This is a genomic window from Vibrio mediterranei (assembly GCF_900088415.1).
GTDB classification, from domain to species: Bacteria; Pseudomonadota; Gammaproteobacteria; order Enterobacterales; family Vibrionaceae; genus Vibrio; species Vibrio mediterranei.
The window spans coordinates 283,252-308,218 of record NZ_FLLQ01000001.1; the positions used below are offsets into that span (position 1 = coordinate 283,252).

General features: G+C 41.7%; 21 protein-coding genes. 9 read left to right on the forward strand and 12 right to left on the reverse strand.

The features are described from left to right. Both VME0621_RS01240 and VME0621_RS01245 read left to right on the forward strand, forming a co-directional pair. Positions 1-354, forward strand: a complete 354-nt coding sequence (locus tag VME0621_RS01240; RefSeq protein WP_062461522.1) for a hypothetical protein — start codon at positions 1-3, stop codon at positions 352-354. A 77-nt stretch (positions 355-431) separates the two neighbouring features. Continuing rightward, complete coding sequence (locus VME0621_RS01245) at positions 432-896, forward strand: RES family NAD+ phosphorylase (protein WP_062461525.1); 465 nt, start codon at positions 432-434, stop codon at positions 894-896. Between the two features lie 51 nt (positions 897-947). Here VME0621_RS01245 and VME0621_RS01250 read toward each other — a convergent pair whose 3' ends face one another. The 3 genes from VME0621_RS01250 to VME0621_RS01260 all read right to left on the reverse strand — a co-directional run bounded on the left by VME0621_RS01250 (position 948) and on the right by VME0621_RS01260 (position 4,902). Continuing rightward, positions 948-1,133: a hypothetical protein gene (locus VME0621_RS01250; protein WP_006074903.1), complete on the reverse strand. Its 186-nt coding sequence runs from the start codon at positions 1,131-1,133 to the stop codon at positions 948-950. 30 nt (positions 1,134-1,163) lie between these two features. Beyond that, a complete protein-coding gene (locus VME0621_RS01255) occupies positions 1,164-3,518 on the reverse strand; it encodes a fatty acid cis/trans isomerase (protein ID WP_062461585.1) in 2,355 nt (784 codons plus the stop codon). Between the two features lie 151 nt (positions 3,519-3,669). Continuing rightward, positions 3,670-4,902, reverse strand: a complete 1,233-nt coding sequence (locus VME0621_RS01260) for an L-lactate MFS transporter (RefSeq protein WP_062461528.1) — start codon at positions 4,900-4,902, stop codon at positions 3,670-3,672. Between the two features lie 508 nt (positions 4,903-5,410). On the opposite strand from VME0621_RS01260, the gene VME0621_RS01265 reads away from it, so the two are divergent. The 3 genes from VME0621_RS01265 to VME0621_RS01275 all read left to right on the forward strand — a co-directional run bounded on the left by VME0621_RS01265 (position 5,411) and on the right by VME0621_RS01275 (position 9,026). Then, a complete protein-coding gene (locus VME0621_RS01265) occupies positions 5,411-5,776 on the forward strand; it encodes a hypothetical protein (protein WP_006074906.1) in 366 nt (121 codons plus the stop codon). A gap of 212 nt (positions 5,777-5,988) precedes the next feature. Then, complete coding sequence (locus tag VME0621_RS01270) at positions 5,989-8,022, forward strand: TonB-dependent hemoglobin/transferrin/lactoferrin family receptor (RefSeq protein ID WP_062461531.1); 2,034 nt, start codon at positions 5,989-5,991, stop codon at positions 8,020-8,022. A gap of 116 nt (positions 8,023-8,138) precedes the next feature. Continuing rightward, positions 8,139-9,026, forward strand: a complete 888-nt coding sequence (locus VME0621_RS01275; RefSeq protein ID WP_006074908.1) for a LysR family transcriptional regulator — start codon at positions 8,139-8,141, stop codon at positions 9,024-9,026. 9 nt (positions 9,027-9,035) lie between these two features. On the opposite strand, the gene VME0621_RS01280 is transcribed toward VME0621_RS01275, so the two are convergent. Beyond that, positions 9,036-11,720, reverse strand: coding sequence for a bifunctional acetate--CoA ligase family protein/GNAT family N-acetyltransferase (locus VME0621_RS01280; protein ID WP_062461535.1), 2,685 nt, complete (start codon positions 11,718-11,720; stop codon positions 9,036-9,038). 244 nt (positions 11,721-11,964) lie between these two features. Here VME0621_RS01280 and VME0621_RS01285 point away from each other — a divergent pair, with 244 nt between their 5' ends. Together VME0621_RS01285 and VME0621_RS01290 are read left to right on the forward strand one after the other, a co-directional pair. Then, the gene (locus VME0621_RS01285) at positions 11,965-12,555 is read left to right on the forward strand and encodes an SPOR domain-containing protein (protein WP_062461538.1); all 591 of its coding nucleotides are present in this window, start codon (positions 11,965-11,967) and stop codon (positions 12,553-12,555) included. A gap of 164 nt (positions 12,556-12,719) precedes the next feature. After that, a complete protein-coding gene (locus VME0621_RS01290; protein ID WP_062461541.1) occupies positions 12,720-13,715 on the forward strand; it encodes a D-alanine--D-alanine ligase in 996 nt (331 codons plus the stop codon). Here the strand turns inward: VME0621_RS01290 and VME0621_RS01295 are convergent. Then, positions 13,712-14,671 carry a site-specific integrase gene (locus tag VME0621_RS01295; RefSeq protein WP_062461545.1) on the reverse strand — a complete coding sequence of 320 codons (960 nt, stop codon included), beginning with the start codon at positions 14,669-14,671 and terminating at the stop codon, positions 13,712-13,714. The genes VME0621_RS01290 and VME0621_RS01295 overlap by 4 nt on opposite strands. Positions 14,672-14,768: 97 nt before the next feature. Here VME0621_RS01295 and VME0621_RS01300 point away from each other — a divergent pair, with 97 nt between their 5' ends. Together VME0621_RS01300 and yciH are read left to right on the forward strand one after the other, a co-directional pair. Beyond that, positions 14,769-15,143, forward strand: coding sequence for a DUF3319 domain-containing protein (locus tag VME0621_RS01300; protein WP_038226866.1), 375 nt, complete (start codon positions 14,769-14,771; stop codon positions 15,141-15,143). A gap of 1 nt (position 15,144) precedes the next feature. Then, positions 15,145-15,456 (forward strand): stress response translation initiation inhibitor YciH, encoded by a 312-nt coding sequence (gene yciH / locus VME0621_RS01305; RefSeq protein WP_038226864.1) that lies wholly within the window; start codon positions 15,145-15,147, stop codon positions 15,454-15,456. A 1,246-nt stretch (positions 15,457-16,702) separates the two neighbouring features. On the opposite strand, the gene VME0621_RS26055 is transcribed toward yciH, so the two are convergent. The 7 genes from VME0621_RS26055 to pntA form a co-directional block, all read right to left on the reverse strand. Further along, on the reverse strand, positions 16,703-16,864 hold the full coding sequence (locus tag VME0621_RS26055; RefSeq protein ID WP_006075648.1) for a YoaH family protein: 162 nt from the start codon (positions 16,862-16,864) through the stop codon (positions 16,703-16,705). Positions 16,865-16,942: 78 nt separating this feature from the next. Next, positions 16,943-18,061 carry a conjugal transfer protein TraF gene (locus tag VME0621_RS01310; protein ID WP_062461549.1) on the reverse strand — a complete coding sequence of 373 codons (1,119 nt, stop codon included), beginning with the start codon at positions 18,059-18,061 and terminating at the stop codon, positions 16,943-16,945. A 91-nt stretch (positions 18,062-18,152) separates the two neighbouring features. Then, positions 18,153-19,031, reverse strand: a complete 879-nt coding sequence (locus tag VME0621_RS01315) for a DUF2861 family protein (protein WP_062461552.1) — start codon at positions 19,029-19,031, stop codon at positions 18,153-18,155. Further along, positions 19,031-19,690 (reverse strand): response regulator transcription factor VxrB, encoded by a 660-nt coding sequence (gene vxrB, locus VME0621_RS01320; RefSeq protein ID WP_038226856.1) that lies wholly within the window; start codon positions 19,688-19,690, stop codon positions 19,031-19,033. The genes VME0621_RS01315 and vxrB overlap by 1 nt, the downstream gene beginning before the upstream one ends. Beyond that, positions 19,665-21,119, reverse strand: a complete 1,455-nt coding sequence (gene vxrA, locus VME0621_RS01325; protein ID WP_099046327.1) for a sensor histidine kinase VxrA — start codon at positions 21,117-21,119, stop codon at positions 19,665-19,667. The genes vxrB and vxrA overlap by 26 nt, the downstream gene beginning before the upstream one ends. 623 nt (positions 21,120-21,742) lie before the next feature. Beyond that, on the reverse strand, positions 21,743-23,146 hold the full coding sequence (gene pntB / locus VME0621_RS01330) for a Re/Si-specific NAD(P)(+) transhydrogenase subunit beta (RefSeq protein ID WP_006072736.1): 1,404 nt from the start codon (positions 23,144-23,146) through the stop codon (positions 21,743-21,745). 8 nt (positions 23,147-23,154) lie between these two features. Beyond that, positions 23,155-24,693: a Re/Si-specific NAD(P)(+) transhydrogenase subunit alpha gene (gene pntA, locus VME0621_RS01335; protein ID WP_038226853.1), complete on the reverse strand. Its 1,539-nt coding sequence runs from the start codon at positions 24,691-24,693 to the stop codon at positions 23,155-23,157. Between the last annotated feature and the right edge of the window lie 274 nt (positions 24,694-24,967).

The window sequence follows — 24,967 nt, forward strand, 5'->3', positions numbered from 1 at the left end:
ATGTTGAGTTTACAACGTGAAGGGTTAGAAGATCCCAAACTATGGGCCAACGCGTTTTACACGACAGTTGATCATATCGCTTTATTTGTGGACTTACCTGTTCAGTCATTAAAACGAGTGGACCGCATAAAGCAAGCGAGAATTCAAACCCGTCTTTTAGAGGTCCATGCACTTTTAAGAAGGGTTCAACCTTGGTTTTCGAGTGAGCAAGCGGCTTGGTCATGGTTTATTGGAGAACCGATCGCCTCGTTTGGTAGATTGACGCCTTCGGAGATCATTAAGCAGTATAAAGCTGACGGTGTAGTCGCACTGAACGATTATATTACAGCAAAAGAAATGGGTTCTTTTGAGTGATTTTGAGTCAAACCAACCCATTGATATCCAGCCTGCTTTCTGCACCTTTAACTAGGTATCAAGGCGTTTGTTATCGAATGCACAACCCCGTTTGGGCATGGTCTCCACTGAGTACTGAAGGGGCTGCGCGCGTGGGTGGGCGATTCAATCCTAAGGGATCACCAGCACTTTACTTAAGTTTGAAGCCGGAAACGTGTATTGCCGAGGTAGCTGGTGGCGCATCAACACGTTTGCTCGATCCGATGACGCTATGCTCATACCATATCGACATAAATGGAGTACTCGATTTACGTTTATATTATCAAGAGTTCTCTCCTGGTTGGCGACTTGAGCTGTTGAAGAAAAAACAGCCTTTGGGCTGGGCTCTATATCAAGCACTTCAACAACGTCCTGAGGTTAGAGCTTTATTAGTACCTAGCTATCAAATGGTAGGCGAGTATAACTTGGTCGCGTTTCGTTGGGAGGATGGTGAAATCACCTTATATGATCCGGATGGGCGTCTCGCTGCGGTGTATGGTGATCAGCTCACTATTAAATCATGAAACAGAAAAAGGGCTCATATGAGCCCTTTGCATTAGATTGTCCTTGATGATTTACCGTTCGTCTTCATAAAAGGTGCGATGTTCAATCGCATAAGGGTCTTCATCAAGTCCTCTGTTTGATAGTCCTCTCAAATGTTCAAGTTGGTGTTCCAACATATTTACGGCCTCGTAGTCGCCGTCTGAACAGGCAACATATATCTGTTGCTCGATGGCTTCAATGCTATCTTTAATGCTCATCATACACCTCCTAAGAGTTCCGGAGAGCACCTATCTGTTCTCAAATCGATTATAGTCCAAAAGACCAAATTCGATAGGCTGGGTGCGTTGGTAAAACTCATGAACGCGGTCGCTAAAACCCCAGAATTCATTGCTACTACGTCTAACTGCATAATTGTCTAGCAGTTTTATGTAACTCTGTTCATCCTGAATATTTTTAAGTTCGTTAACGAAATTTCTGATTTCGCGCTCTTTGAGAGTTAGGTACGCAGCAGGGTAGCTGCCGATCACTCCACGCACAAATGTGAGACTGTCATTCTTGTAATCGCGGTTGGCTTCTTCTGAAAATAAGCTCGAAATATTAATGTGAGCATTATTGTGCAGTAGCGTAAATAACTGTTCATTACCTGACTCGGTTTCTATCATAACCATAATGATCTGTGGTACGGATTTAAGTCCTTCACCTGTGATGCTATCGATCTGCTGAAGCAAGGCTTCATTTTCTGCAGAAAGACCTGTGTTGACGATTTTAAATCGGTCATGCAGCACTGGCTCAAGTTTGGCTTCAATCTTGTCAAATAGCTCAGATTTGTAATCTGTGGTTAAGTAAAGCTCTTGAGTCGGTTGACTAAATGGTTTGATGTTTCGTTGTAAGAAAGCACTAAATTGCGGACTTTGGTCTTGATACCAACTACTGAATTCTTCATGTCTAACTGTATTTGGTAACAGAGCCAAAAAGTTACTTTCTCCTTCCATACGCAAGAAGTCCATAAACATACGAGTGATAAGTTGATGGCCAAAGTTCCCATAAACATCAAAGCCTGCGACGAGTAGGTAATGAATACGCTCAAGCAGCGCATAGTCTAAGATCCATGCCGTTTTGGGTTTAGTACCAACTAGGCCTTGAACAACCGATGCACTGTCGAAATGTCTAAAGACGGTTAGCGCAGCATTTGGGTTCTCGCCATCCCCGGTCCAAAGTACATCAGTTGTCAGATGCTTTCCACCCTTAAACCACGTGTTCATAAACTCAGATTTAGCCTCAAGGTATCGAGCCTGTTGATTCGAATACTTGACCCAGTTAGTGATTGGGACGGTATTGCTTTCTAGCTCACTAGGGAGCTTTAAGTTGTCAGCTTGATCTTGATAAAATTGGCTTACCGCAGGTATATCGGATTTCTCTGGATCTAAAAAGAACACCCAGAAACGATCGTTAATTACATTAAGCGCTAGCTGTCCGCGACAAACAGGCCCTTTGATATACGCCATAATAGTGTTTTGCGCGTTGTCTAACATAAAGCTAAAACGCGCTTTCACAGGTATGTCCTTGAAGGCCGTCATAGGGTTAGCTGCTATATTGATGTCGTAGCTTGGCAAGGCCTGAACGACATAATCCGGTTCAATAAACCATTCATACCATTGTTCCAATTTCTGATCGTTAAGTGCAAACGGCATATGGGTTTTATCAACAATGGTGCTTCGAACGGGAACAAGCCGATAGTAGACACGGTCCACGCCCGGTGCGTCATAAGGCCTTCTGGTGACGATACGTTTTAATGGTTCTCCTGGAGGAGTTGATGAACGAACAATGGTGAAAAATCGACGTTGAGACTCAATCTCTGAAAAATACAAGTGAGACAAATACAAATGTTCATATATATAGCGAGCGGCAAGTTGGTTTTTGCGAGCACTTTTGTTTAATAATACTTCATACTTGTCGACCATCATTTGTTCTTCTGCATTCAGTGGAATAGGCGCGTTCATTTTTGCTCCCGCACTCAACCAAGCAATCAGCGTTTGATACTCCGATGGTTCCAAATTAGGCATGCCAAAAGGCATTCCCCAGAGCGGATAATCTGATTCATAAGCGTCATATTCTTCAATGGTCGGGCAAACTTGAGTGCGATCAATAGAGAAATCAAAACCTTCAAGTTGTGCCGTTTCTGGAAGAGGATGTCTGGCTTTTTGAGTGATCATTCGAGAGACCAGTCCAGCGTCCAAGTTACCAGCTAATGTTTGTTGACGTTCGTTCAAAACAGGAAAGAAACCGAGTTCTCGCCACTCAGAGGTATTTTGTGCGTCTTCAAACAATCGCGTTGGTTGAGATGCCGTTAAGCGAGTACCTTGATATACCATTTCTTTACTAGCACCTCGGTCGATTCCATCAACAGAGGATAATTTTAGCTGACAAGGTGCGTCATAGCACGCATGACATACAACACAGCGGTTATCGATGATTGGTTTTACTTCAGTAAGAAAGTAATCCGCAGTGGGCGAGGTTGGGGTAACAGTTCTTTCTCGGACTTCTGGTTTCCCAAATAGCTGGTCATAGTTTAAGCCGGCGTAAGTGGCGCAACCAGAAAACACCAGTACAAGTAAATAAAGGACAATACTTTTCGTTTTCATCATTAGCTCTCAATGCTACGCAAATTGCGTTCAAATTCCTTGTTATGCATAGTGCTAATTTTTGTTAATAAATCAATATTTTTCCAACGTTTAACAAAAAAAAGGCTCAACGGAACGTTGAGCCTTGATGAAACAATATTAGATAGAGCTGTTAAGCCGCTGAAAGTTGCGTCGCTTTTTGCTCTGAAATTGGTTTAGTGATGAAAGACAGAACCACACAAACGCCCATCATTGCCGCTGAAATAGTGTAGGCTAGGTTATAACCGCCGCCGTGAGTCATTGAGTAACCAACGATTGCTGCACCGATTGCACCGCCAATACCCCAAGAGGTGTAAAGTACGCCGTAATTAGTACCGTAGTTCTTAAGACCGTAATATTCCGCAGTTAGAGAAGGGAATACAGCTAGAAGCGTACCGTAACCAACTGCAGCAACAGCGGTACCGATAATTAGCATGAATTCGCTAGTGAAAGTCGAAAACATCACCATGTTTACGCCTTGTAAGATAAACGCAAGCATCAGCGTACGAACGCCACCAATTTTATCCGATAGGATACCCGCTGCAATACGACCACCAGAGTTGAAAATAGCCAGTAATGAAGCTAGGTAAACAGCATTTGGTAAGTTAGCTTGAACACTTGCGATATTGGTGATGTTACCGATAATCATCAAGCCTGCTGCCGCTGCAAATGCATACATGATCCAAAGCGAGTAAAATTGAGGTGTTTTAAGCATCGCTTTCCAGCTAATATCGGCAGCCTTTTTAACTTGAACCGGTGCTTTACCGGCTTTTACTTTTGGTTCTGCTGGAACGTAACCTGCTGGTGGGTTATTGATAGTAGCAGCAAGTGGAACTGCAATGATTAAGACACCAACACCCAGAACCATAAACGCAGAACTGATCCCCATTTGTCCAATCAGAGATGAAGTCAAAGGCGCCAGATAAACCGCTGCTAAACCAAATCCAGCAGCGATTAAGCCATTAACCATACCTTTCTTAGAAGGGTGGAACCACTTCATAGCTGAAGGAGACAGGCATGCATAGCCAAAACCGATACCTGCGCCAGTGATAACACCAAAGGTAATATTTAGCATTAGAACTGATTGAGCAAAGCTTGAAGCGATCATGCCTAAGCCAGTTAGTGCTGCACCTAGAATTAGGATGTTACGTGGACCCATACGGTCTTGAAGAATACCCGCAACTAAAAGACAGATCGAGAAGGTGATGGTTGCAATAGCATAAGGTGAAGATGCATCAGCAGCACTCCAGCCCCATTCGCTAACTAACGCTTTATTGAAGACACTCCAAGCATATAGGATGCCAAGACAAAGGTTGATACAGAATCCAGCAATTAGGATTCGCATAGCTTTATCAATCTTGCTCATTTTGGTTCTCTGATATTTCGAACAATGTTCGGGGGTTAAAAATTCAAATTAAGTTTGCGTTTATCAACATATGTCGCAAATGAGCGCGGATTATAACCAATAAAACTGTGATTGGAATCGATTTATTTGAATTAGTTCAAATAAACTCACTCATGTAAAATTAGGTACACCTTTAGGTTAATTTTTTGTTTCATTGATTGTGTTTCCGGTTCTGTTCACAGAAATTCAAATTAATTCGAATACGCTTTTATGTAATTTAATTGTTAACCAGGTTACCATTGGCATAGGTAAAATACGTAACATACTGTAAATAAAGGCGACCAAGGGTAAGTTGTGTTATCTATTTGTTACAGCAAAAATAGCGTCGATTTAAATAAAGAAATTGCGTAAAAAACGTGCTTGAATTTCGATAAAATAACGCAGACAATACATGTAAAATGAGTTTGCATATTTGAAAAATGGATATTTCAAATACTATTTTTCTATTTTGTTGAGGTAGCTTATGTTCATGACTAAGATTTTAATGTTGCTTGGTGTTTCACTTGGAGCAGGTTATGCGGCAGCTGATCACCTTCACTCATACCTTTTAGGCTTATCTATTGCTTCACTGGCAGTAGGGGCTTGTTACATGATTGCTTTTGCAAGTACTAGGTTCCCTCAGTTTGCTATGGGCTTATTGTTGTTAGGTACAATGGCCAAATTGACCGTTACTGTAGTTGGTGTTGGTCTCAGTATCTCAAATGACCTGATTACATCTCCTATAGTTTTTGCACTTTCATACCTGTTCTACATTATTGCCGTAAGTTACTTGTGGTTTAGCTATAGAGATAGCATTACTCCAACGCCAAAAGTGATGAAGTCATCCTTGGCTTAAAGATATCATTCAAGTTTTCTAAGAAAGGAAGGGGTTACCTTCCTTTTTTTGTGCCTAAAAGACTATATAAAATAGAGCGCATATTATCGTGTAAATCAATGTAAAGATGAAAATAATCACCATTAACGCAAGTGGAAATGATAGTAATTCGTATTTATATTTGTAATAATTAACATCCTTGATGTGATTCGAACAGATATAAAGAAGGAACTATGAAACTTAAACTGTCGATTATCGCTAGCTCAGTGGTGCTAGCACTTTCTTCAAATGCTATGGCAGAAGAGGATGTGTCCTCTCTAAATGAAGTGGTTGTAACGGGCTCTCGAGCGGAAAAAACGGATCAGGACAAAACTCGTTCTGTAGCTAAGGTGGATTTGGAGAAGCTCGATGAAATCCAGCCCAACTCGGTAGCAGAAGCTATAAAATACGAACCCAACGTATCGATTGACGGAGCAAATGTACCAGGAAATCAATCAATAAACATTCGAGGATTAAGTGGTAACAAGGTCCTTCAAATTATTGATGGCAACCGCCAAAACATGCAGTACGGACATCGACCTACTTACTTTTTAGACCCTTCTCTTTTAGGTAGCGTCGAAGTTGTAAAGGGACCTATAAGTTCATTGTATGGCTCAGGAGCTATTGGTGGTGTAGTAGTACAAAATACGTTGAGTGCCGACGATATCCTTGAAGACGACGGTTTAGGTGGTCGTGTTAAAGTAGGTTATCAAGACAATGGAGATGTTTGGACTAACACTGCGGCTTTAGCTAACAAAAAAGACAACATCGATTGGATTCTTGCAGGTAGTTATAAAGATAGTGGCTATATGAAGCAGGGGGATGGTTCAACGCTTTATGGAACAGAAGCGACTAATAAAACAGGTCTAGCAAAGTTTAATTGGCAAATTAACCAAGCTCATAAACTCGGTTTCAATCTACGTTATGCGGATCTGGATGGACACCCGCCCGTAGTTGGCGATTCTAGTGGGCAGCTTAACGACCCTGATTCTTTAATTAGCCGTAGGACTAAAGATCAATCTTACGGCGTTGACTACAGCTTCAACCCTAACAACGAATGGGTGAACCTAGAAGCATCTCTTTATAGAAATGACACCAAGATTACAGAGAACGATCCATCGATTAAAGGAGACGATATTTCTCAGTTAAATACTACCGGCTTTAACATTACAAACCAGTCTGAATCTGGAAAATTGAAACTATTTACCGGTGTTGATGGATACTTAGACGACCTAGATGCACATCGCGCTGCTTCTGTCTCGGGAAGACCTGAATTACCAACAGATGCACAAACGTCTGTTATAGGAGCGTTTGGTTATATCAACTACCAAATCATTGAATCTGTAGTTGCTGACATTGGCGTACGTTACGACTCTTTTACATCGAAAGCGAAAGGGTACGATGACAACAATCAGTCTTCTTGGTCACCTTCTGTTGGCCTATTTTGGCAAGCCCAACAATGGATGGCATGGTCAGTACGTTACGATGAAGCATTTAGAGCTCCGGACACGTCAGAACTTTTTATGAGCGGAACGCATTTTGCTTACTACCCTGGCGGGCCCAGCAATATCTTTGTACCAAATCCAGAACTAAATCCAGAAAAGTCGCATAATATTGAATTGAAGGGCCAATTTAACTTTGAAAACGTGTTTGCGGATGACTCTTTAGACATAACGGCAGCAGCTTTCCAAAATAAAGTTAAAGACTTCATCAATCTAGATGTCGACATGACTCCAGCAGGAACTTGCAATCCTCCGGGCTCCTTTGAGGGTTGTGCTGGTACAAGTAAATCAAGCAATATAGATAACGCTGAGCTTACGGGGTATGAAGTCGCCGCTGACTATCGTTGGCAACAACTATTAGTTGGTCTTTCTTACGGACAGACTCGTGGTAAAGATACCGATACTGATGAATGGATTACTAACATTCCGGCGGATAAATGGGTTGCACATTTACAATATGGTCTTTGGAATATCGACACCAAAATCGGTACTAGGGCTACTTTCGTAAGTGCACAGGATCGAGTTCCAACAGGCTACACCGAGGGGCCATTTGACTCTTACCAACTTGTTGACTTTTATGCATCTTGGGAACCTACAAGCAACCTCGAAGGGCTAAAGGTTGATTTATCTTTAATTAATGCCTTTGATGAAAATTACAGAACAGCATGGACGCAAGTATATCAACCAGGTCGTTCTGTTCGCTTAAATGCTCAATATACATTTTAATATGCTCAGATTTTAAAATGCTATAACGTAGAAAAGCGGCTTCTAAATGAAGTCGCTTTTTTTATTTGCTCTAGGTTGTATTATATATTTATCTGTTTCATTGATAAGGAAGTTAAGTGCATAACCCCATAACACTAGAGGCTCTTCATATTCTTGACGCGATTGAAAGAAGAGGGTCGTTTGCTGCAGCTGCATCAGAACTCGATAAAGCAACGTCATCCCTGAGCTATCAGATTCAAAAACTTGAACAAGATTTAGATATTATGATCTTTGATCGTTCGGGCCACAAAGCATCGTTAACGGATGCAGGGAAGCTAATTCTAGAGAGAGGACGAGTCATACTCCAAGCCACAGAGAATATGGTCAATGAGGCACGTTTACTCGCAAACGGCTGGGAGCTCGATCTTACTATTGCATATGACAGCATTATTCCTGTTGGCAATTTTTTTGATTTAGTTGATAAACTTGGCATGGTCAGCAAAACCAGAATCAAACTAGAGGAAGAGGTGTTAGCGGGTTGTTGGGAGTCCTTAAATGAAGACCGTTGCGCTTTGTTGGTGTGCCCTCAACCTGAAGTAGTGCCTCAAGGGGTGAAAACACAAATACTCGGACCCATGTCGATGACCTGGGTCGCTGCAACGGATCATTATGTACATAAACGCAGTGGTGTGTTTGACAGTAGTGCTCGTGAAAAATATCGAGTTATTGCTATCGCCGATACTGCGAGAGAACAACCTGCATTAAGTGTAAATATCCTGGAGAAGCAACCTCGTCTTACCGTATCAAACTTAGTGACTAAAATAGATGCATTGGTAAAAGGGCTTGGGATTGGGACCTTACCAACACAAGTAGCTGATACCTTGATCAAAGAAGGTAAGCTCAAACGAATCAAAGACACCGATGAAGCGACCATAGATATCGTTATGGCTTGGAAAAGAAACAATATTGGAGAGGCCAAGTCTTGGTGCATACGCCATTTAGCCAACACTTGGGATCTGCAATAATTGTTAAAGTTATCGGTTTAACATTAAAACCATATCTGCCACGCCATCTTCGAACTGCACGTCTAGCTCAAAACCCAATTTTTGAGCTAGCGTGAGCATCCCACGGTTTGTCGGCATGGTCATTCCGGAAATCTGTCTAGTATTCTTGCTTTTACAGTAATCAATTATTTTGTTCATTAGTACTCGCCCAAGTCCTTTGCCTTTCAAATCGGAACGTATCAAGATGGCAAACTCGGCATCAGAATTATCTGGGGTAACCAAAACTCTAGAAACGCCAATAATATGTGGATTAGCATAACTAAGATCAACAGCGACAAATGCCATTTCGCGGTCGTAATCGATTTGAGTTAAGTTTGCTAACGCCTCATGGTTGAACTCACCGACGTCTGAAAAAAAGCGCTTATAAAGGTCTTCTTTGGTGACGTTATTAATGAAGTCTGCATGAAAGGGTTCATCCTCAGGTCGAATAGGGCGTAACGAGATTTTTGAGCCATCCTTCAATGTTATGAGCTCCTCCATCTCAGTAGGATACGGCCTGATTGCGAGCCGAGCTTGAGGCTCACCCTCGTAGCCTTTTATCACCACTGAAGCGTCTAATATAGTGATGTCGTTACCATTTAAAAGGAGTGGGTGGATATCTAATTCGTGTATCTCAGGACAAGCGACAATGATCTGTGAAATTTTCACTAAAAATTGAGCTAAGTTTCCAAGATTCACAGGATTCGGAGATTGCTGGAACCTTAACGTTCCTTTGTTGATTGCATTAATAATTAAGTAGCGAGCGAGAGCCATATTGACTGGTGGCAATGCGGTGACCGCCTCTTTTTCAATTTTCCAGTCTGAACCACCTTGGCCTAGAAAGATTGCTGGCCCGAACGTAGCATCAGTGATGACTTTGACGCGAATCTCTTGACCACCTGCAATCTTAGCCATTTGTTGTACCGTCAATCCTTCAATCCTTGCTTCGGGATAGGAGAGCTTGGTTCGATCGAGTATTGACTGTGCCGCGCTACTGACTTCATTAGCATCTCTCAAGTTTAACATGACGCCATGTATATCAGACTTGTGAGCAATATCAGGAGAACGAAGCTTTACTGTGACAGGGTAACCTATGTTTTCTGCTAGATGTATCGCCTCTGTTGGGTCATGAGCCAACCAAGTGGGAAGAGTAGGAAGCTCAAATAAATCAAATAGTTGTTCGCAGATATGAGATTCGAGTTGCGTGAACTCTTTATCTTCTGATATGGATTCAACATGGGATGCGAGCCATTCGTGAGCTTTAGAAAGCTGCTCTGTGGTATACGAGTCTGTCGTTGTTGGTGTTTCCATTAACTGCCATTGATTTCGTCGGTATTCGACCAAATGCATGAAGGCCGTGACTGCGCTCTCAGGAGTTCTGTATGTCGGTATGCCATGATTGGTAAATAAAAGGCGGGCGTCTTTAGCTGTCGCTTCTCCAGACCAGTTCGTCAAAATATTAAATCGTTTGGATTTAGGATGTTTTTTTATTGTTTCAATCAGATCCGTTGCCGTTTGCTGCGAATCTGCTGTCGCAGATGGACTATGCATGATTAGAATAGCATCCACATCATCACTGTCTAAGACTATGCTCAGTGCGTCACAGTACCTTTTCGCAGTTGCGTCACCGACAAGGTCAATAGGGTTTCCTTTGGACCAAGTATCAGGTAAAACGTTAGACAGTTTGGATATTGTGTCATCGGAAAGTTGGGCGATACTGCCACCTCGATCGGTCAACGTATCCAGTGCCATGTTTGCTGGACCAATTCCATTCGTAATCACAGCCAGTCGTTCCCCCCGAAGCGGGACGGAATGTGTTAGCGTTTCTACTGCCGCGAATAGTTCGTGTGTGTTGTTTACCCTCAGCATACCAGCGCGCTGAATCGCCGAGTCGTAAACGATATCAAATGAGTCGGATTCATGGCCTTTGACTAAATTAGTCAGATTGTTTCTTCCTGCCTTTAAGACCAGAATCCGGCGGTTACGTGATGCAGCACGCGCAGCCGACATAAAACGGCGAGCATCGCGAATAGAGTCTACATACAACAGAATGGATTCAGTCTTACTGTCTCTCGCTAGGTAATCAAGTAACTCGTCGAAATCCACATCCAATCCAGAACCAATAGATAAGAACGCGGAAAAACCGATGTTCTTATCATTAGCCCAGTCAAGTATAGTGGTACAAACCGCTGATGATTGAGATATGAACGCTAGTTTACCTCGCTTACAGTTAACAGGAGAAAATGACGCATTAAAGTTTTGCCAAGGTAAAAGGATGCCGAGGCTATTTGGACCTAATATACGCATGCCAGACTGCTGCGCTATCTGAAGGCATTTTTGTTCTATCGTTGCCGTATCATCAAACGGACGACTCATATCTGATGCCATTACGATAACGGTCTTCACGCCAGAAATCGCAAGATCATTGAATAAATCTACGTTTCGCTCGCCTTTAGTGCACAAAATAGCTACGTCTGGTTTTAGCGGAAGTTCACTCACTGCGCGATAGCAGAGTATGCCGTTAACAGATTTATATCGAGGATGAACGGGCAAAATCGTACCTTGATAACCTCCCAAGAGAAGGTTTTTAATCACTACGCTACCTGCTCGATGAGGCTTTATCGATGCACCGATAACAGCAATAGAAGATGGCTTGAAAAGAGTATCTAACGACATGGTTTACCTCTACAGCAGTAAAAGACGACGGTGACCTACATGCGATCCTTATAAGACCTAACTATAGTAGTCTAGTAAGGCATCACTTAGACATCGTTGGCTCCTAAAATTAGACATAACATATTGCTGTACCTCAATTATTGTGTAACATGTCACAGGAAGAAAGGACAGGTGCTGTGAATCTTTGATTCAAGAGAATTCTGTCTGCATGATTTAGGGAATTATTAACTCAGGCAGTAATAAAATGAAAAAAGTCGTTATTTTAAGTTTAGTTTCATTGTTAGCAGCGTGTTCTTCTAGTGAGTATACAACCGAGGTGAAATCTGAAAGTTACCGAGAGGATTACACTCCTGTAGAAACGACGACAGTTGCTCCTGTTGCCGTAGCGGCCACACAAACAGAAGATGTTAAGAAAGAGCCAGCGGCACAGAAAGCCCCTGTGCAAGAGCAAAAAGTGGCTGCAACTTCCACGACAACGACCCAAACACAGCCTGCTAAAAATGATGTAGTAAAAATCGTACCACCATCAAAAAAACAAGCTGAGCAAGATTTCCGTTTTGGCTACACAATTCAAGTAGTTGCCGTTGGCAGCCAAGCCAAAGTTGCAACTTTTTCCGATAAACTACCAAAGAACGGCCAGCCAATTTGGCAAAACTACAAGGTAGTAAACGGAACGAAATGGTATTCAATTCTCTTCGGTGACTATGCAACGAAGCAACAAGCGAAGGAAGCTATCGCAACACTGCCAAATGAGTTTAAAAACCTTAAGCCGTTTGTACGTAGCATCGACCAAATCAAGAAGTCGGAATATCCGACATTGAGCAAGCTGAATTAATTGATACACCTAATGTTATAACGCGTTCAATCCAAAATTGAGCGCGTTTTTGTATGTATTATGTGCAGACAGTAACTATGGCGGCAGATTTAACAGATTTAGAACTGAATGTTGTTTCTCGATCGTTTATCATTTAGTGAAAGCAATTTAAGGACAAGCTTAAGATGTCAGAACTCAATATCCTTCTTCTATGTGGTGGTGGCTCTGCTGAGCACGAGGTGTCTCTCGTTTCAGCTAACTTTCTAGAAAGCCAACTCAAACTCAATCCTAGATTCAATGTTACCCGGGTTGAAATAACTCAAGAGGGCTGGAAGTGCAGTGATGGTCATTTAGTTGTTTTAGACCTTAATCAAAAAGCCCTTGTTAATGATCAACAAACTCTACATATAGATTACGTTGTTCCTTGTATTCACGGTTTCCCTGGTGAAACCGGCGATATTCAATCTCTTTTTGAGATGGCTGGTATTCCGTATTTGGGCTGTGGGCCTGAAGCTAGTAGCAATAGCTTTAACAAAATCACCTCAAAGCTGTGGTATGACACATTAGGCATACCTAATACACCTTATCTATTCCTTACCGAAAACGATAAAGACGCTCATACTAGAGCTGCTCAAGCTTTTGAAAAGTGGGGGAAAGTGTTCGTAAAAGCCGCAAAGCAGGGCTCTTCGGTAGGTTGTTACAGCGTAACTAATATCGAACAGTTAGATGCTAGTATTAACTCTGCTTTTGGTTATTCGGACCAAGTTGTTATTGAGCAGTCAGTAAAACCAAGAGAGCTTGAGGTCGCAGCGTACGAGTACAAAGGACAATTGTGCGTCACCAGGCCTGGTGAAATTATTGCTCCTGATGGTGCATTTTATACTTATGATGAAAAGTACAGTGCAGACAGTCATTCAACTACAACAGTAGAAGCGAGTGACCTAACAGACGAGCAGTTAGAAATCATTCATACCTGTGCGGTCAAAGTATTCACTCAAATGAAACTCAGACACTTATCAAGAATTGATTTCTTTTTGACAGAAGATAACAAGATTTACCTAAACGAAGTTAACACTTTTCCTGGTATGACACCGATTTCTATGTTTCCAAAGATGGTCGAGCATTCTGGTCTTGAGTTCTCTGAGTTCTTGTCGGACTGTATTGAATCTTCATTCCGTTAATCATAGTTATTGTCGTCTTTAAACTTTGCTTTTTCCTTTTCGGATAATGTCCGCTTGCCGCTATATTGTAGTGGCATGGCGGGGCTAGCCCATCGACCAAATTCTTGAATTTCTTTTATTTTCAGGCCATCCTGAGCCAACTTTTTAACAGCACCTACACGACACGATTGGGAAGAGAATTTAACTTCAAACGGTAGGTCAAGTATGTTGCTGGCTTGACGTAAGATTCGAAAAATCGAAGAATCATTTAGTTCGTTGTCCTTAATGTTGCCGTGTCGGTCAATACCGGTAAAAACAGTAGAGCAGGGTGTCAATTCTAGCCATCGCAATAGAATAGTGCTTGATTCATTACTCAATTGGTAAACTGCGCCTTCAATTTCCACGAAACAATCACCGTATTCGTTAAGCTGAATATTCGTTCGAGATAGTTGACGTAAATCTCGCCGTTTTAATGCGCATTCGAACATCACGCTATATATTGCCATGTCTCTAATATCTTTCGGAGATTGACTACAACCAAGTATCAACCTCAACTGTTTTAAGTGTTCCTGTGTTAATGCTTGAGTTTCTGAGACAGAATCAACACCTAAAACTCTTATTTTTTCAAGAAGTAAGCCAACTTCTCTTGATTTGATAGGGTCTTTAAACTCGAACAGATAGTGAATTAAAGATATAGTCACAGCGTAACGTTTTAGCGTTGAGTACTTTCGTGTTTGTTGCTCACGCTCGAAAAATGCTTTTATGGTGGCAACGGACGCTGGAAGCGATGGGTAGTGAGAGTAGATACAAAATTCATTGAACAAATGCCAATCTTTGGCCATTGCGACGACGGAATTCTTAGAGTAGCGATAAGACGTTAGTTCATCAAAGGTATTGTTATCTATAGAACTTCTAAGTTTCGTCAAATATCTATCAATTTGTTTTGTTTCTGTGATTCTGGGTATGTCTTTTTTCATACTAATGCACTATAACTCAATTGATTGGTTTAGAATAACTGATACCATGTGAAACGCAATGTAAAGCATCAACGTACACAATAAGAGATAGATCTTTATGGCTCTAGCGAGTTATCGTGGGTTTACCCTCAAGTCCATTGGTACAACAAACCAGATATGGAAAGTAACTATTAAAAATAGAGAGTTACAAGGCTCTCTACCTGCGGTTAAAAAAAGCATTGATTGGTGGTGTGATACGGCGTCTATCATAGACCCATCACAGCTGACGCAAGCAGCAACAGAACGCGCGAGCGGGTCAGCTGGCACCCAAGAGAACTTTCATGGGTTTACTATAAAGAATGATACAGGTGCAAATAATGCCTGGTACTGCATGTTTAATGGTAAACTTATCAAAGGTGGTAAGCTTGCAATTCAGCGACACATTGAAGCTTATCTAATCGCAAAGAAGAAAGCAGAACAAACTAAGAACTAACATGACTCTTGTATATTCAACAGAAACCGGACGCATTAAAGAAGAAAAACAAAAGCCAGAACGTCCAAAAGGCGATGGTATCGTTAGAATTCAAAAACAGACAAAAGGACGCAAAGGCAAAGGTGTTTCAATTGTCACTGGCTTAGACTTAGAGGATGCCGCGTTAAAGCTTATCGCAGCAGAACTGAAAAAAGTTTGTGGTTGCGGTGGTTCTGTCAAAGACGGCAACATCGAAATACAAGGTGACGCAAGAGACAAAATAAAAGCCGCGTTAGAGAAAAAAGGATATACCGTTAAACTTGCAGGCGGTTAATCCAACAGCGTACAAGCCAGCATTTTTATGCTGGCTTTCTTAAACCTAATCGACACTGAGTTAAACGTAGATTAACTCATGTGGTTATTAGGTATTTTATGGTAAATATCGATTATGGTTAAATCTGGGATAAAACAAGGTAGTGGAGCGGGTTTAAGGTAAGGATTTTAATCTCCTGCATATCGTATTTAACATAAGATAGATAATACGCACTCATCATGAGGTATATATAACGACGTATTAAGGCCTTTGACAACTACCTAAAAACTATCTTCTATGATTCTAGAGTTTCAATTAACACTCTAGCTATCTAAGGCCTGACAACGAGTTTGTATAAATCCTTAAGAACATGTTCCTTTCTTAAAAACGAAACCTCACGTTATAGAAACATAATGACGATAAAAAAAGCCACTTGAATGTTGGGGAGTTCAAGTGGCATCCAAAAACACCTGACGGCGTATGTGCATAATGTTCCCAACTAAAAGCAGCATCACTTTGAAGGAACCTAGACAACCTACCTTAAACTTCTCTCCTTACATAATAACGTTTTAACACGAAACCACATTTATGTTTTGTTACGCACCGTACTGGTTGTTGTCCTAGTTTAGTCTTTTTGGATCGTTGACTTTAACCTTGGAGGAACCTTTATGGTTAACAAATGGAATCAATTAGTCGAGTATTTTTGTTATGGGTATGTGTCATCACAACGGTTCAGATGTTCAAAACACACGTCCGATATGGCGTGTGCTTCTAATAGTCGCAACTCTAGTCTTAGTTCTGGTGATCTTATTTGGCTAACTAAGAGATTATCATAAACGTGACACTGTCATGTTTTATTTGGTTTTGACTAATCAAAGTCACCTATCAGTCTTTGTAATCGAAGGCATGCCTCTTTATTGTTACAAGCCTCGCTCACCTAAAAATGATCAAATTTAGATCGTGACTACTTACTATTCTTTAACCACCTGCTTTTATTGAGCAGCATAATTCACTGCAACATATACACTGCTCGAACGGTTAAGTAATTTTATTACAAGTCCATATATTTGAACGAAGCTGACGGCAGATAATGCTGCTATAAGTAGTTGATATATATAGAAAGAGTTATTCGCAATCACCAAGTGCTCATGAATCACGAGCGTTTTAGCTCTATTTTGTAGCATGTATTTGATATTCGAATGGATTAAATTTGGGCACAAAAAAAGCCCTTTAAAAGGGCTTTATAGATAAACTTGAATAACAGAAATCAACTTTGTTCGTCAGAACTGTCTTTCGATTTTTCTTCTCGGATCTCTTGAGCTATGATTTTGATCGCTTGAGCAGTACTAATCCCCTGCTTCATCAGTTCTTGGATTCGTTCTACAGCAGCTTGCTGCTCTTCATGGCTAAGGGATAAATCGTCAAACATAAAGTCCTCCCAATAACACGGACGTTAATTAATGACAGGACTATAGACTATTTAGATTTACTAGCAAGGGAATTAAACCTAATAGGTTGCAATAAAGTTGATTGAAGCCCCCATAGCCTTAGGTGATGTGTAACTTGCAGCAATGTCCATTTCAATAATATTTAGAGGACGTAAACCGATACCTGCTGTAAATGTTCCATCTGAATCACCAGCCATGTTTTTCATATACCCTCCCCTTAACTGAATTTGTCGCGCTAAGTCGACTTCTATACCTGCTCTTAGCATTCTTACGTCATCGTCAAACTGTGTGAATTTCTTTTCAGTATTAAGGTCGTAGTCCACAGAAAATTGAAAGTAATCTGCTATAAAACCAGCACCAACAGTATACAGAGGAGACAATTGGTATTCATAACCATATTGTATGTCTTTCCCACCAATATTCTTAGTGCCGCTCGCAGTTTCAATATTTCGAGACAACATATTTTTGGCCGAAAATCCAACTCTAAACGGACCATGGAACCATAGTGCTCCAGCATCAACGTTGAATGCAGTATCGCCCTGAGAGTTTTCTCTTATATTGTTTAAATTGAAATCATTTAGTGAACTTACTGAGGCATAGGTATAGGTTCTTTGGATTTTTGGAGATACGCCGAATGAAAAATGTTGTCCAAATAAGGTTTGGTACTTAGCCAAGGATATTCCGATTTCAGTAACGGCTACTGAAGCGGTTTTGACTGCTGACCTAGCCGCTTTTTCCGCATCATTACTACCTGTTTGGTCAATATCTGGTGTTGCTACGTTTTCCACATAAGCTTTGCCAAAAATATTTGCAGCGATATAGCGGTTGGGAATCCCAAATGCTATTGCACCACCAAAATCCACTTTGGCCTGTGTACCATTTAACTCATTAAGCGCCGAAGCACTTGGGTTATTTACGACGTTATCAATTTTATCCAACATTTTGTCTTCGTCGTTGTAGTTAAGCCCTAGGCTAGGTAACAACATTCCTGCATCATCGTTTCGTCGATAGATTGCAACCAGTGCTGGATTATAGAATGGAGCAGTAAGATAAGAAGCAGAGACAACCCCCGTTCCGCCCATTGCATCGCCACGAGCATCGATCGCTAACGTCGAAGCACTTGCCGACATAGAAGTAGTAATAATAAGGGCTGCTAGTGTTTTTAATTGGGTTTTCATCTAAAAATAACGCCGTTAATCCTTTGTGCATTTATTAACGGCGTCGATTCGAGATTCTTTAGTGATTTCAGAGGGAAATCTTTCTAATGAGCTATTCGTCGGCGGAAACGTCAAACGTTTTACTAATTATTTGAGAGCGCTCGAAAAGTATTGGACCTTGCCAACGACTTTGCTTCATTGAAACCGCTAATACATAGCGGTCAGGCGTGATGTTGTTGGCTTCTAGACTCGTCGGGTAATCAGATTCGTATTCTTTGCCCCATACTTGAGTATATTTGCCGCCAATGTAATCGTATAAACCAACTTCGAGTTTTGGCAACGGGCAATAAGGGTTTAGAAGTGCATTTTTTTCGATACGCCATTCATCTTTCGCTGACCAACGAACTGTCTGTTTTAATGATTGATCGGTAAAGATTAACCACTGACTCCAAGTTTCGCCATCAAGTAAGCGCACATCAAGACGATAAAGACCGACATCTAATGGAGATGTTAAGTTGTAGCGAATTCCATAAGCCGCCTCTTCAGTTACAGCGTCACTAATCGGATTGACGTAAAATTCGCTGTCATTAGAAACTCTCCGATCAACCCATTTTTTTAGGCTTATTTCTGAAATGACACGCTTTGATTCAATTTCTATCGCAGATAAATAGGTGTCTCTTCCTGGACTTTGAATAGATTGTTGTCTTACTACCACGGAGTCAATCCATTCAGGTAGAGGTTGGGAGGAGTAACCCTTACCGCAATCCACTTCTAAAGATTGTAAAAACAACCTGTTTATATGGTTTTTGATACTCTTAGTCGGTTGTTGCTGCCACTCTTCGACTAGCGATTGGAACATAGATTCCAAATCACGATTAAGTAAATGACGGTGCGCTTGCGTAATAGTTGTATTATTTTCAAACCAATCGGCACCAACTGATGTTGATGCCGTAAGGATTGCTAGCGCAAATATTTTTGATGCTCTAGACATTAGCCTTTCATTTTGTAGCCAACACCACGAAGTGTTTCGATCTCTAGTCCAGGAAGTTTCTGTCTAAGTTGTAACACGTGGGTATCAACAGTTCGTGTCGTAGGGAAGTGATTGTAACCCCAAACATGGTCAAGCAGCTCATCACGAGTAAACACACGTCCCAAGTTACTTGCTAGGAATAGCAGCAAATCAAACTCAGTACGCGTTAATGTAATCAGTTCACCTTTATAGTTCACTTCACGAGTCGCTTTATCGATCACCAAACTCTCTGTTACAACCTTAGTGGCATCTTCCGAGTCAGCTTCTGGTGCGCGAAGTTGTGCACGAATACGAGCAAAAAGCTCAGCTTCGGCGAAAGGTTTGGTTAAATAATCATTTGCACCTGCATCTAAGCCGGTTACTTTGTCTTTTACTGTGACTAACGCAGTGAGCAATATCACTGGAACATCTTTGATTTTCTTCCAACCAGCAAGGTGCTCTACTGAGTCACCATCCGGAAGTTGTCGGTCGAGAATTACCAAGTCTGCTTCTTCCCAGTGTTGCTCGACCTGAGAGATGAATTCAGCGTGAAGGCAGTTATAACCAGCCAACTCTAAACTCACCAAAAGGCCGTCAGCTAGATTCTTGTCGTCTTCAACAAGTAGCAGTGTCTGTTTCACAAGGTATCTCCAAAATAAATGTTGTTGGTGGCCCGACTAGGTACATCTTACCGCCCATTCGACCAACCATAGATTCTACTATAGTAAGGCCAAGGCCGAGGCCTGCCTTACTTACAAATGGCTTTCTAAGCTCACGCCAGTCCTTTGAAGTTAATTGTCCGTTGTCGATGACTTCAATTTTGATAGAGTTTGAAGAAGTCACAACATTCAAACTCACTGGTGCAACGCCGTACTTAATCGCGTTACGTATTAGGTTATCAATACAAGTTCCTAACCAATATATGTTAATTTTAGCGGCTACGTCTTGATTAATAGTCAAATTCACGTCAGCTTCAAATTCTTCCTCTGCTTTGAAACTTAACCAATCCTGTACAGATGGTAGCCATTCTGTCGATAAAGGTTTGTTATCAGATTGCAAATAATCCTTACTGGCTTCAGCTAACTGACGCAGTCTACGCGTATCTTCACATAGTCTTCTAAACTCATCATATACAGTTTCTGGTAAGTGCTCAAATTCACGTCTAAACCCTTCGACAGTCAGAGATAAACTGGCGATGGGTGTTCTCAATTCGTGTGTAAGAATTTGTAACACTAGCATCCGGCTTTTCATCTCTTGACGTTTCGTATTCCAGCGATAGATTGCCCAACCAATTACTAAAAGTATGTTAGCGATGATCAAACTGATCATGCTAATACGAAGTACATCAGAATGATCCTCAACTTCCCAACATAGGTTTCCTCGTTGCACGAAACACGTATTGGTTTGAGAAGCCAGTTTAAAGTTGAGGCCAGCCTCTTTGGCTTTCGAGGTCCAAATGTTTGAAGGGAACAAATAGTAAATATCACCTCTTCTCAACCACAACTCCTCGTTTTCAACGAACATTGAGGAACCTCGGATTAAAGAAATGACGGTTTGTTCATCCATTACTTGCAGCCTACCCAAGAGAGAACCTGGAGGTGCCAACTCTCTTTCTTTGATGTGCATAAACTTTTGAAGTTCTTGTTTTTTATCTGGGTATTTGGTGATGTACCTAGCTGCGTAAGTACCACCACCGGGATGAATCAGTCCACTGCGCGCAAACCATTTCGTCGATAACTTACGACCACCACACATTGCTCTAGTAAAAACTAAAGGTTCTGTGATTAAAGGGCTTAGTGGTAACGTGCCACTGCACTTTTCAGCCAACCGATAGAGTTGTTGTACTTCTTTCAAGGGGTATTTACTTGTTTGAGGAAGCATAGATATAGGTGTAAGAAGCTGTGTCGGGTAATCAGCCTGAATAACCCTTACATCGTATGAAGCGGTCGCTTGCTCAAAATCAAAAAAACTGACGAAATTATCTATACGTTCAGGTAGCGACTCAGCAAAAGCCAGAGGAGCAAGAACAATAGATAGAATGGTAAGCAAAGGGCGCGCTAGTTTCTTCAAACGAATAATCTTGTCTGGTCAATAATACAAAAACACTAATTTACATATTATCGGCAAGATTCGCGCCAAGTGCACGCAATTATTTTGTCAATTATTGGAAAACACGATTCGCGACTCTATTTACCATTCTGACTTAAAGGAATAGCCCGAGTTATGAAGTCAAGATCTTTCCAACTCGACCTTTTAGTTTCGCTAGCCGCAGTTCAGCTATGCGTTTTTGACGCAAGATGCTATTTGCAGTTCCATGATCTGGATCGATACAAGCTTGATACTTTGGCTGTGAATAAAGGGGTGTTGAACAACTAAAATACTGTGTACAGGCTTCGTGTCGTTTATCGAGCGTTGACGTGATATCGGCGAGATGAGTTTTATGAACTAGATAATAAGATTTAGAGTCCTTTGCATAGTTCACTATTCCAACTGACATAATCGCGGCAAAGACTGTAAAGCAAACAAAAGATTTTATCATCGGAGTCCCCTAATTGAAGTGCTGTTCCTACAGAGTGGTTAGGCTTAGATCAATTCAAAGACTACAAGTTAACCGAGGTTCTATAGGTTATAGTAGTTATAACCGAACACAAAAAAAGCCAGCTTATGCTGGCTTTTTTATTTTTGATTGGGCTCTAAAGCGCTTTGGAAATAGCGTCCACACTCTCTTTCGCATCACCGAAAAGCATCGAGGTGTTTTCTTTAAAGAACAGTGGGTTTTGCACACCCGCATAACCGGTATTCATCGAGCGCTTAAACACAATTACATTCTGCGCATTCCATACCTCTAGAACTGGCATACCAGCAATAGGACTATTTGGATCTTCAAGAGCTGCTGGGTTAACCGTGTCATTTGCACCAATAACTAGGACCGTATCAGTTTCGCTAAAGTCATCGTTGATTTCATCCATTTCCAGAACGATATCATAAGGTACTTTCGCTTCTGCCAATAGAACGTTCATATGTCCAGGCAAACGGCCAGCGACAGGGTGAATACCAAAACGCACCTCTACGCCTTGAGCACGCAATTTTTCAGTAATTTCATGCACTGGATACTGAGCCTGAGCCACCGCCATACCGTATCCAGGAGTAATAATAACTGACTTGCTATTTTTGAGCATATCGGCAACATCTTCAGCCGATGTCTCGCGATGTTCACCTTGCTCTTCATCGCTTGAAATAACGACTTCTTGACCGAATCCGCCGGCAATAACGCTCACGAACGAGCGGTTCATCGCTTTACACATGATGTAAGAAAGGATTGCACCTGACGATCCGACCAATGCACCTGTAACGATGAGCAGGTCGTTTGCTAACATGAAACCAGCTGCCGCTGCTGCCCAACCTGAATATGAGTTAAGCATTGAAACGACTACTGGCATATCTGCGCCACCAATGGAGGCAACCAAGTGATAACCGAATGCGAAGGCAATCAGTGTCATCACAATTAGAGCAAACATGCTGCCGTCTGCTTTCACGAAGTAGATCATCAGCAAGGTTGAGACAACAATCGCAGCAAGGTTGAGTTTGTGTTTGTGGGGAATATTAAGTGGCGATGATGAAATAACCCCGCGTAATTTACCGAATGCAACTATAGAACCTGTAAAGGTTACTGCACCGATAAACACGCCTAAGAAGACTTCTACCATGTGAATTACATGATGAGCATGAACTTCGGCTTCAGAAAGCATTTCAACGTTAGCGATTGCCGGTGGATCAATATAGCTATTGTAACCAACAAGAACAGCCGCTAAACCTACGAAGCTGTGAAGAATTGCTACTAGCTCGGGCATTTCAGTCATTTCTACTTTACGTGCGTAGAAAATACCAATCGCCCCACCGATTACCATTGCTACAATAACCCAGCCGAAGCCTTGCGCATCAGGACTGAAAATAGTCGCAATTAACGCGATTGCCATACCAGCGATGCCGTAATAGTTACCAGCACGTGCTGAGGTCTGCTTAGACAGACCCGCTAAACTCATAATGAAAAATAATGCAGCAACAATGTATGCTGCTTGTACTAATCCTGCAGACATGTTGCCTCCTATTTATCTTTACGGAACATTTCAAGCATGCGCTTGGTTACGGTAAAGCCACCAAAAATGTTGATGCTTGCTATTAATACCGCGATAAAGGATAAAAACGTGACAACGCCACTTCCTTGTCCAATTTGAAGAAGTGCACCTACAACGATAATCCCTGAAATCGCGTTAGTTACCGACATGAGTGGTGTATGTAGTGCATGTGTGACGTTCCATACCACGTAATAACCTACTACACACGCCAATACGAAGACTGTAAAGTGAGATAAAAACGCGGCCGGTGCAACAGAAGCAACCCAACCAAATACACCAACGGCAGCAGCAAGACCCAGCAGCTTTTTCACTGGTGACGTTGGCTCTTCTGCTTTTTCCGCAGGTTTGGCTACTTCTACTTTTGCCGGAGCTGGTTGAGCAGAGACTTGAATTGGCGGTGCTGGCCATGTGACCTCACCTTCTTTAACTACGGTTACACCGCGAAGTACAACGTCTTCAAAATCGATGTCAATATTGCCATCTTTCTCTTTACAAAGAAGTTTTAGAAGATTGACTAGGTTAGTCGCATAGAGCTGAGAAGATTGAGTTGGAAGGCGGCCTACCATGTCTGTATAACCGATAACTTTAACACCGTTCTCTGTTGTCACCACTTGGTCAGCAACAGTGTATTCGCAGTTACCACCATTCGCTGCAGCTAAATCAACGATAACGCTGCCAGGCTTCATTGCATCAACCATTTCCTTTGTTACCAGCTTTGGAGCTGGTCGACCAGGAATCAATGCCGTGGTAATAATGATATCAACATCTTTCGCTTGCTCCATGTAGAGTTCAGCTGCTTTTTTGTTGAATTCATCTGACATTTCTTTCGCGTAGCCATCACCTGAGCCCGAGTTTTCTTGGTAATCAACTTCCAAGAACTCTGCACCCATCGACTCTACTTGCTCTTTTACCTCTGGACGCACGTCGAATGAACGAACGATTGCGCCAAGACTACCTGCAGCGCCGATCGCAGCTAAGCCAGCAACCCCAGCCCCAGCTACCAGCACTTTAGCGGGTGGCACTTTACCAGCAGCGGTAATTTGACCAGTAAAGAAGCGTCCAAATTCATGTGCTGCTTCAACGACCGCTCTATAACCAGCAATATTGGCCATGGAGCTTAATGCATCTAAAGCCTGTGCACGAGAGATTCGCGGTACCGAATCCATAGCCATCACGTTAATGTTCTTACTTGAAAGCTTTTCCATTAACTCTGGATTCTGGGCAGGCCATATAAAGCTTACTAAACTCGCTCCATCTTTAAGGAAGGCAATTTCCTCATCAGTAGGCGCATTTACTTTTAGCACTAAATCCGACTCCCATACTTCCTTTGAAGAAGTGATGGTTGCTCCAGCGGCTTCATAAGCTGAATCGTCAAAACTCGCAAGCAGACCCGCTTGTGATTCTATTGAGACATCAAACCCCAATTTTAGTAACTGCTCAACCGACTTGGGCGTCGCAGCGACTCGCGTTTCTCCCGCGAGAATTTCTTTTGGCACACCAATTTGCATAGCTATTCCTTAACTATTGGCAGAAGTATTGTTCTTTTTTAACCAACCAAGTGCACAACATCAAGCAATTTGTAATAAAAAAACAATATTTCATTACATATAACTGAACGTAATGACTTTTAAACAGGCATCTTTAGTAAAAAAACCACACGAAACCCTCAATATAGAGGTCTTACCAGTGCTATAATACGCTTTCGCAGAGGAATTTCGTGTAGGTAGGTCATATTATGACAATAAATGCTGCAAGCAGATGACCAACATCAATTAAATCAAA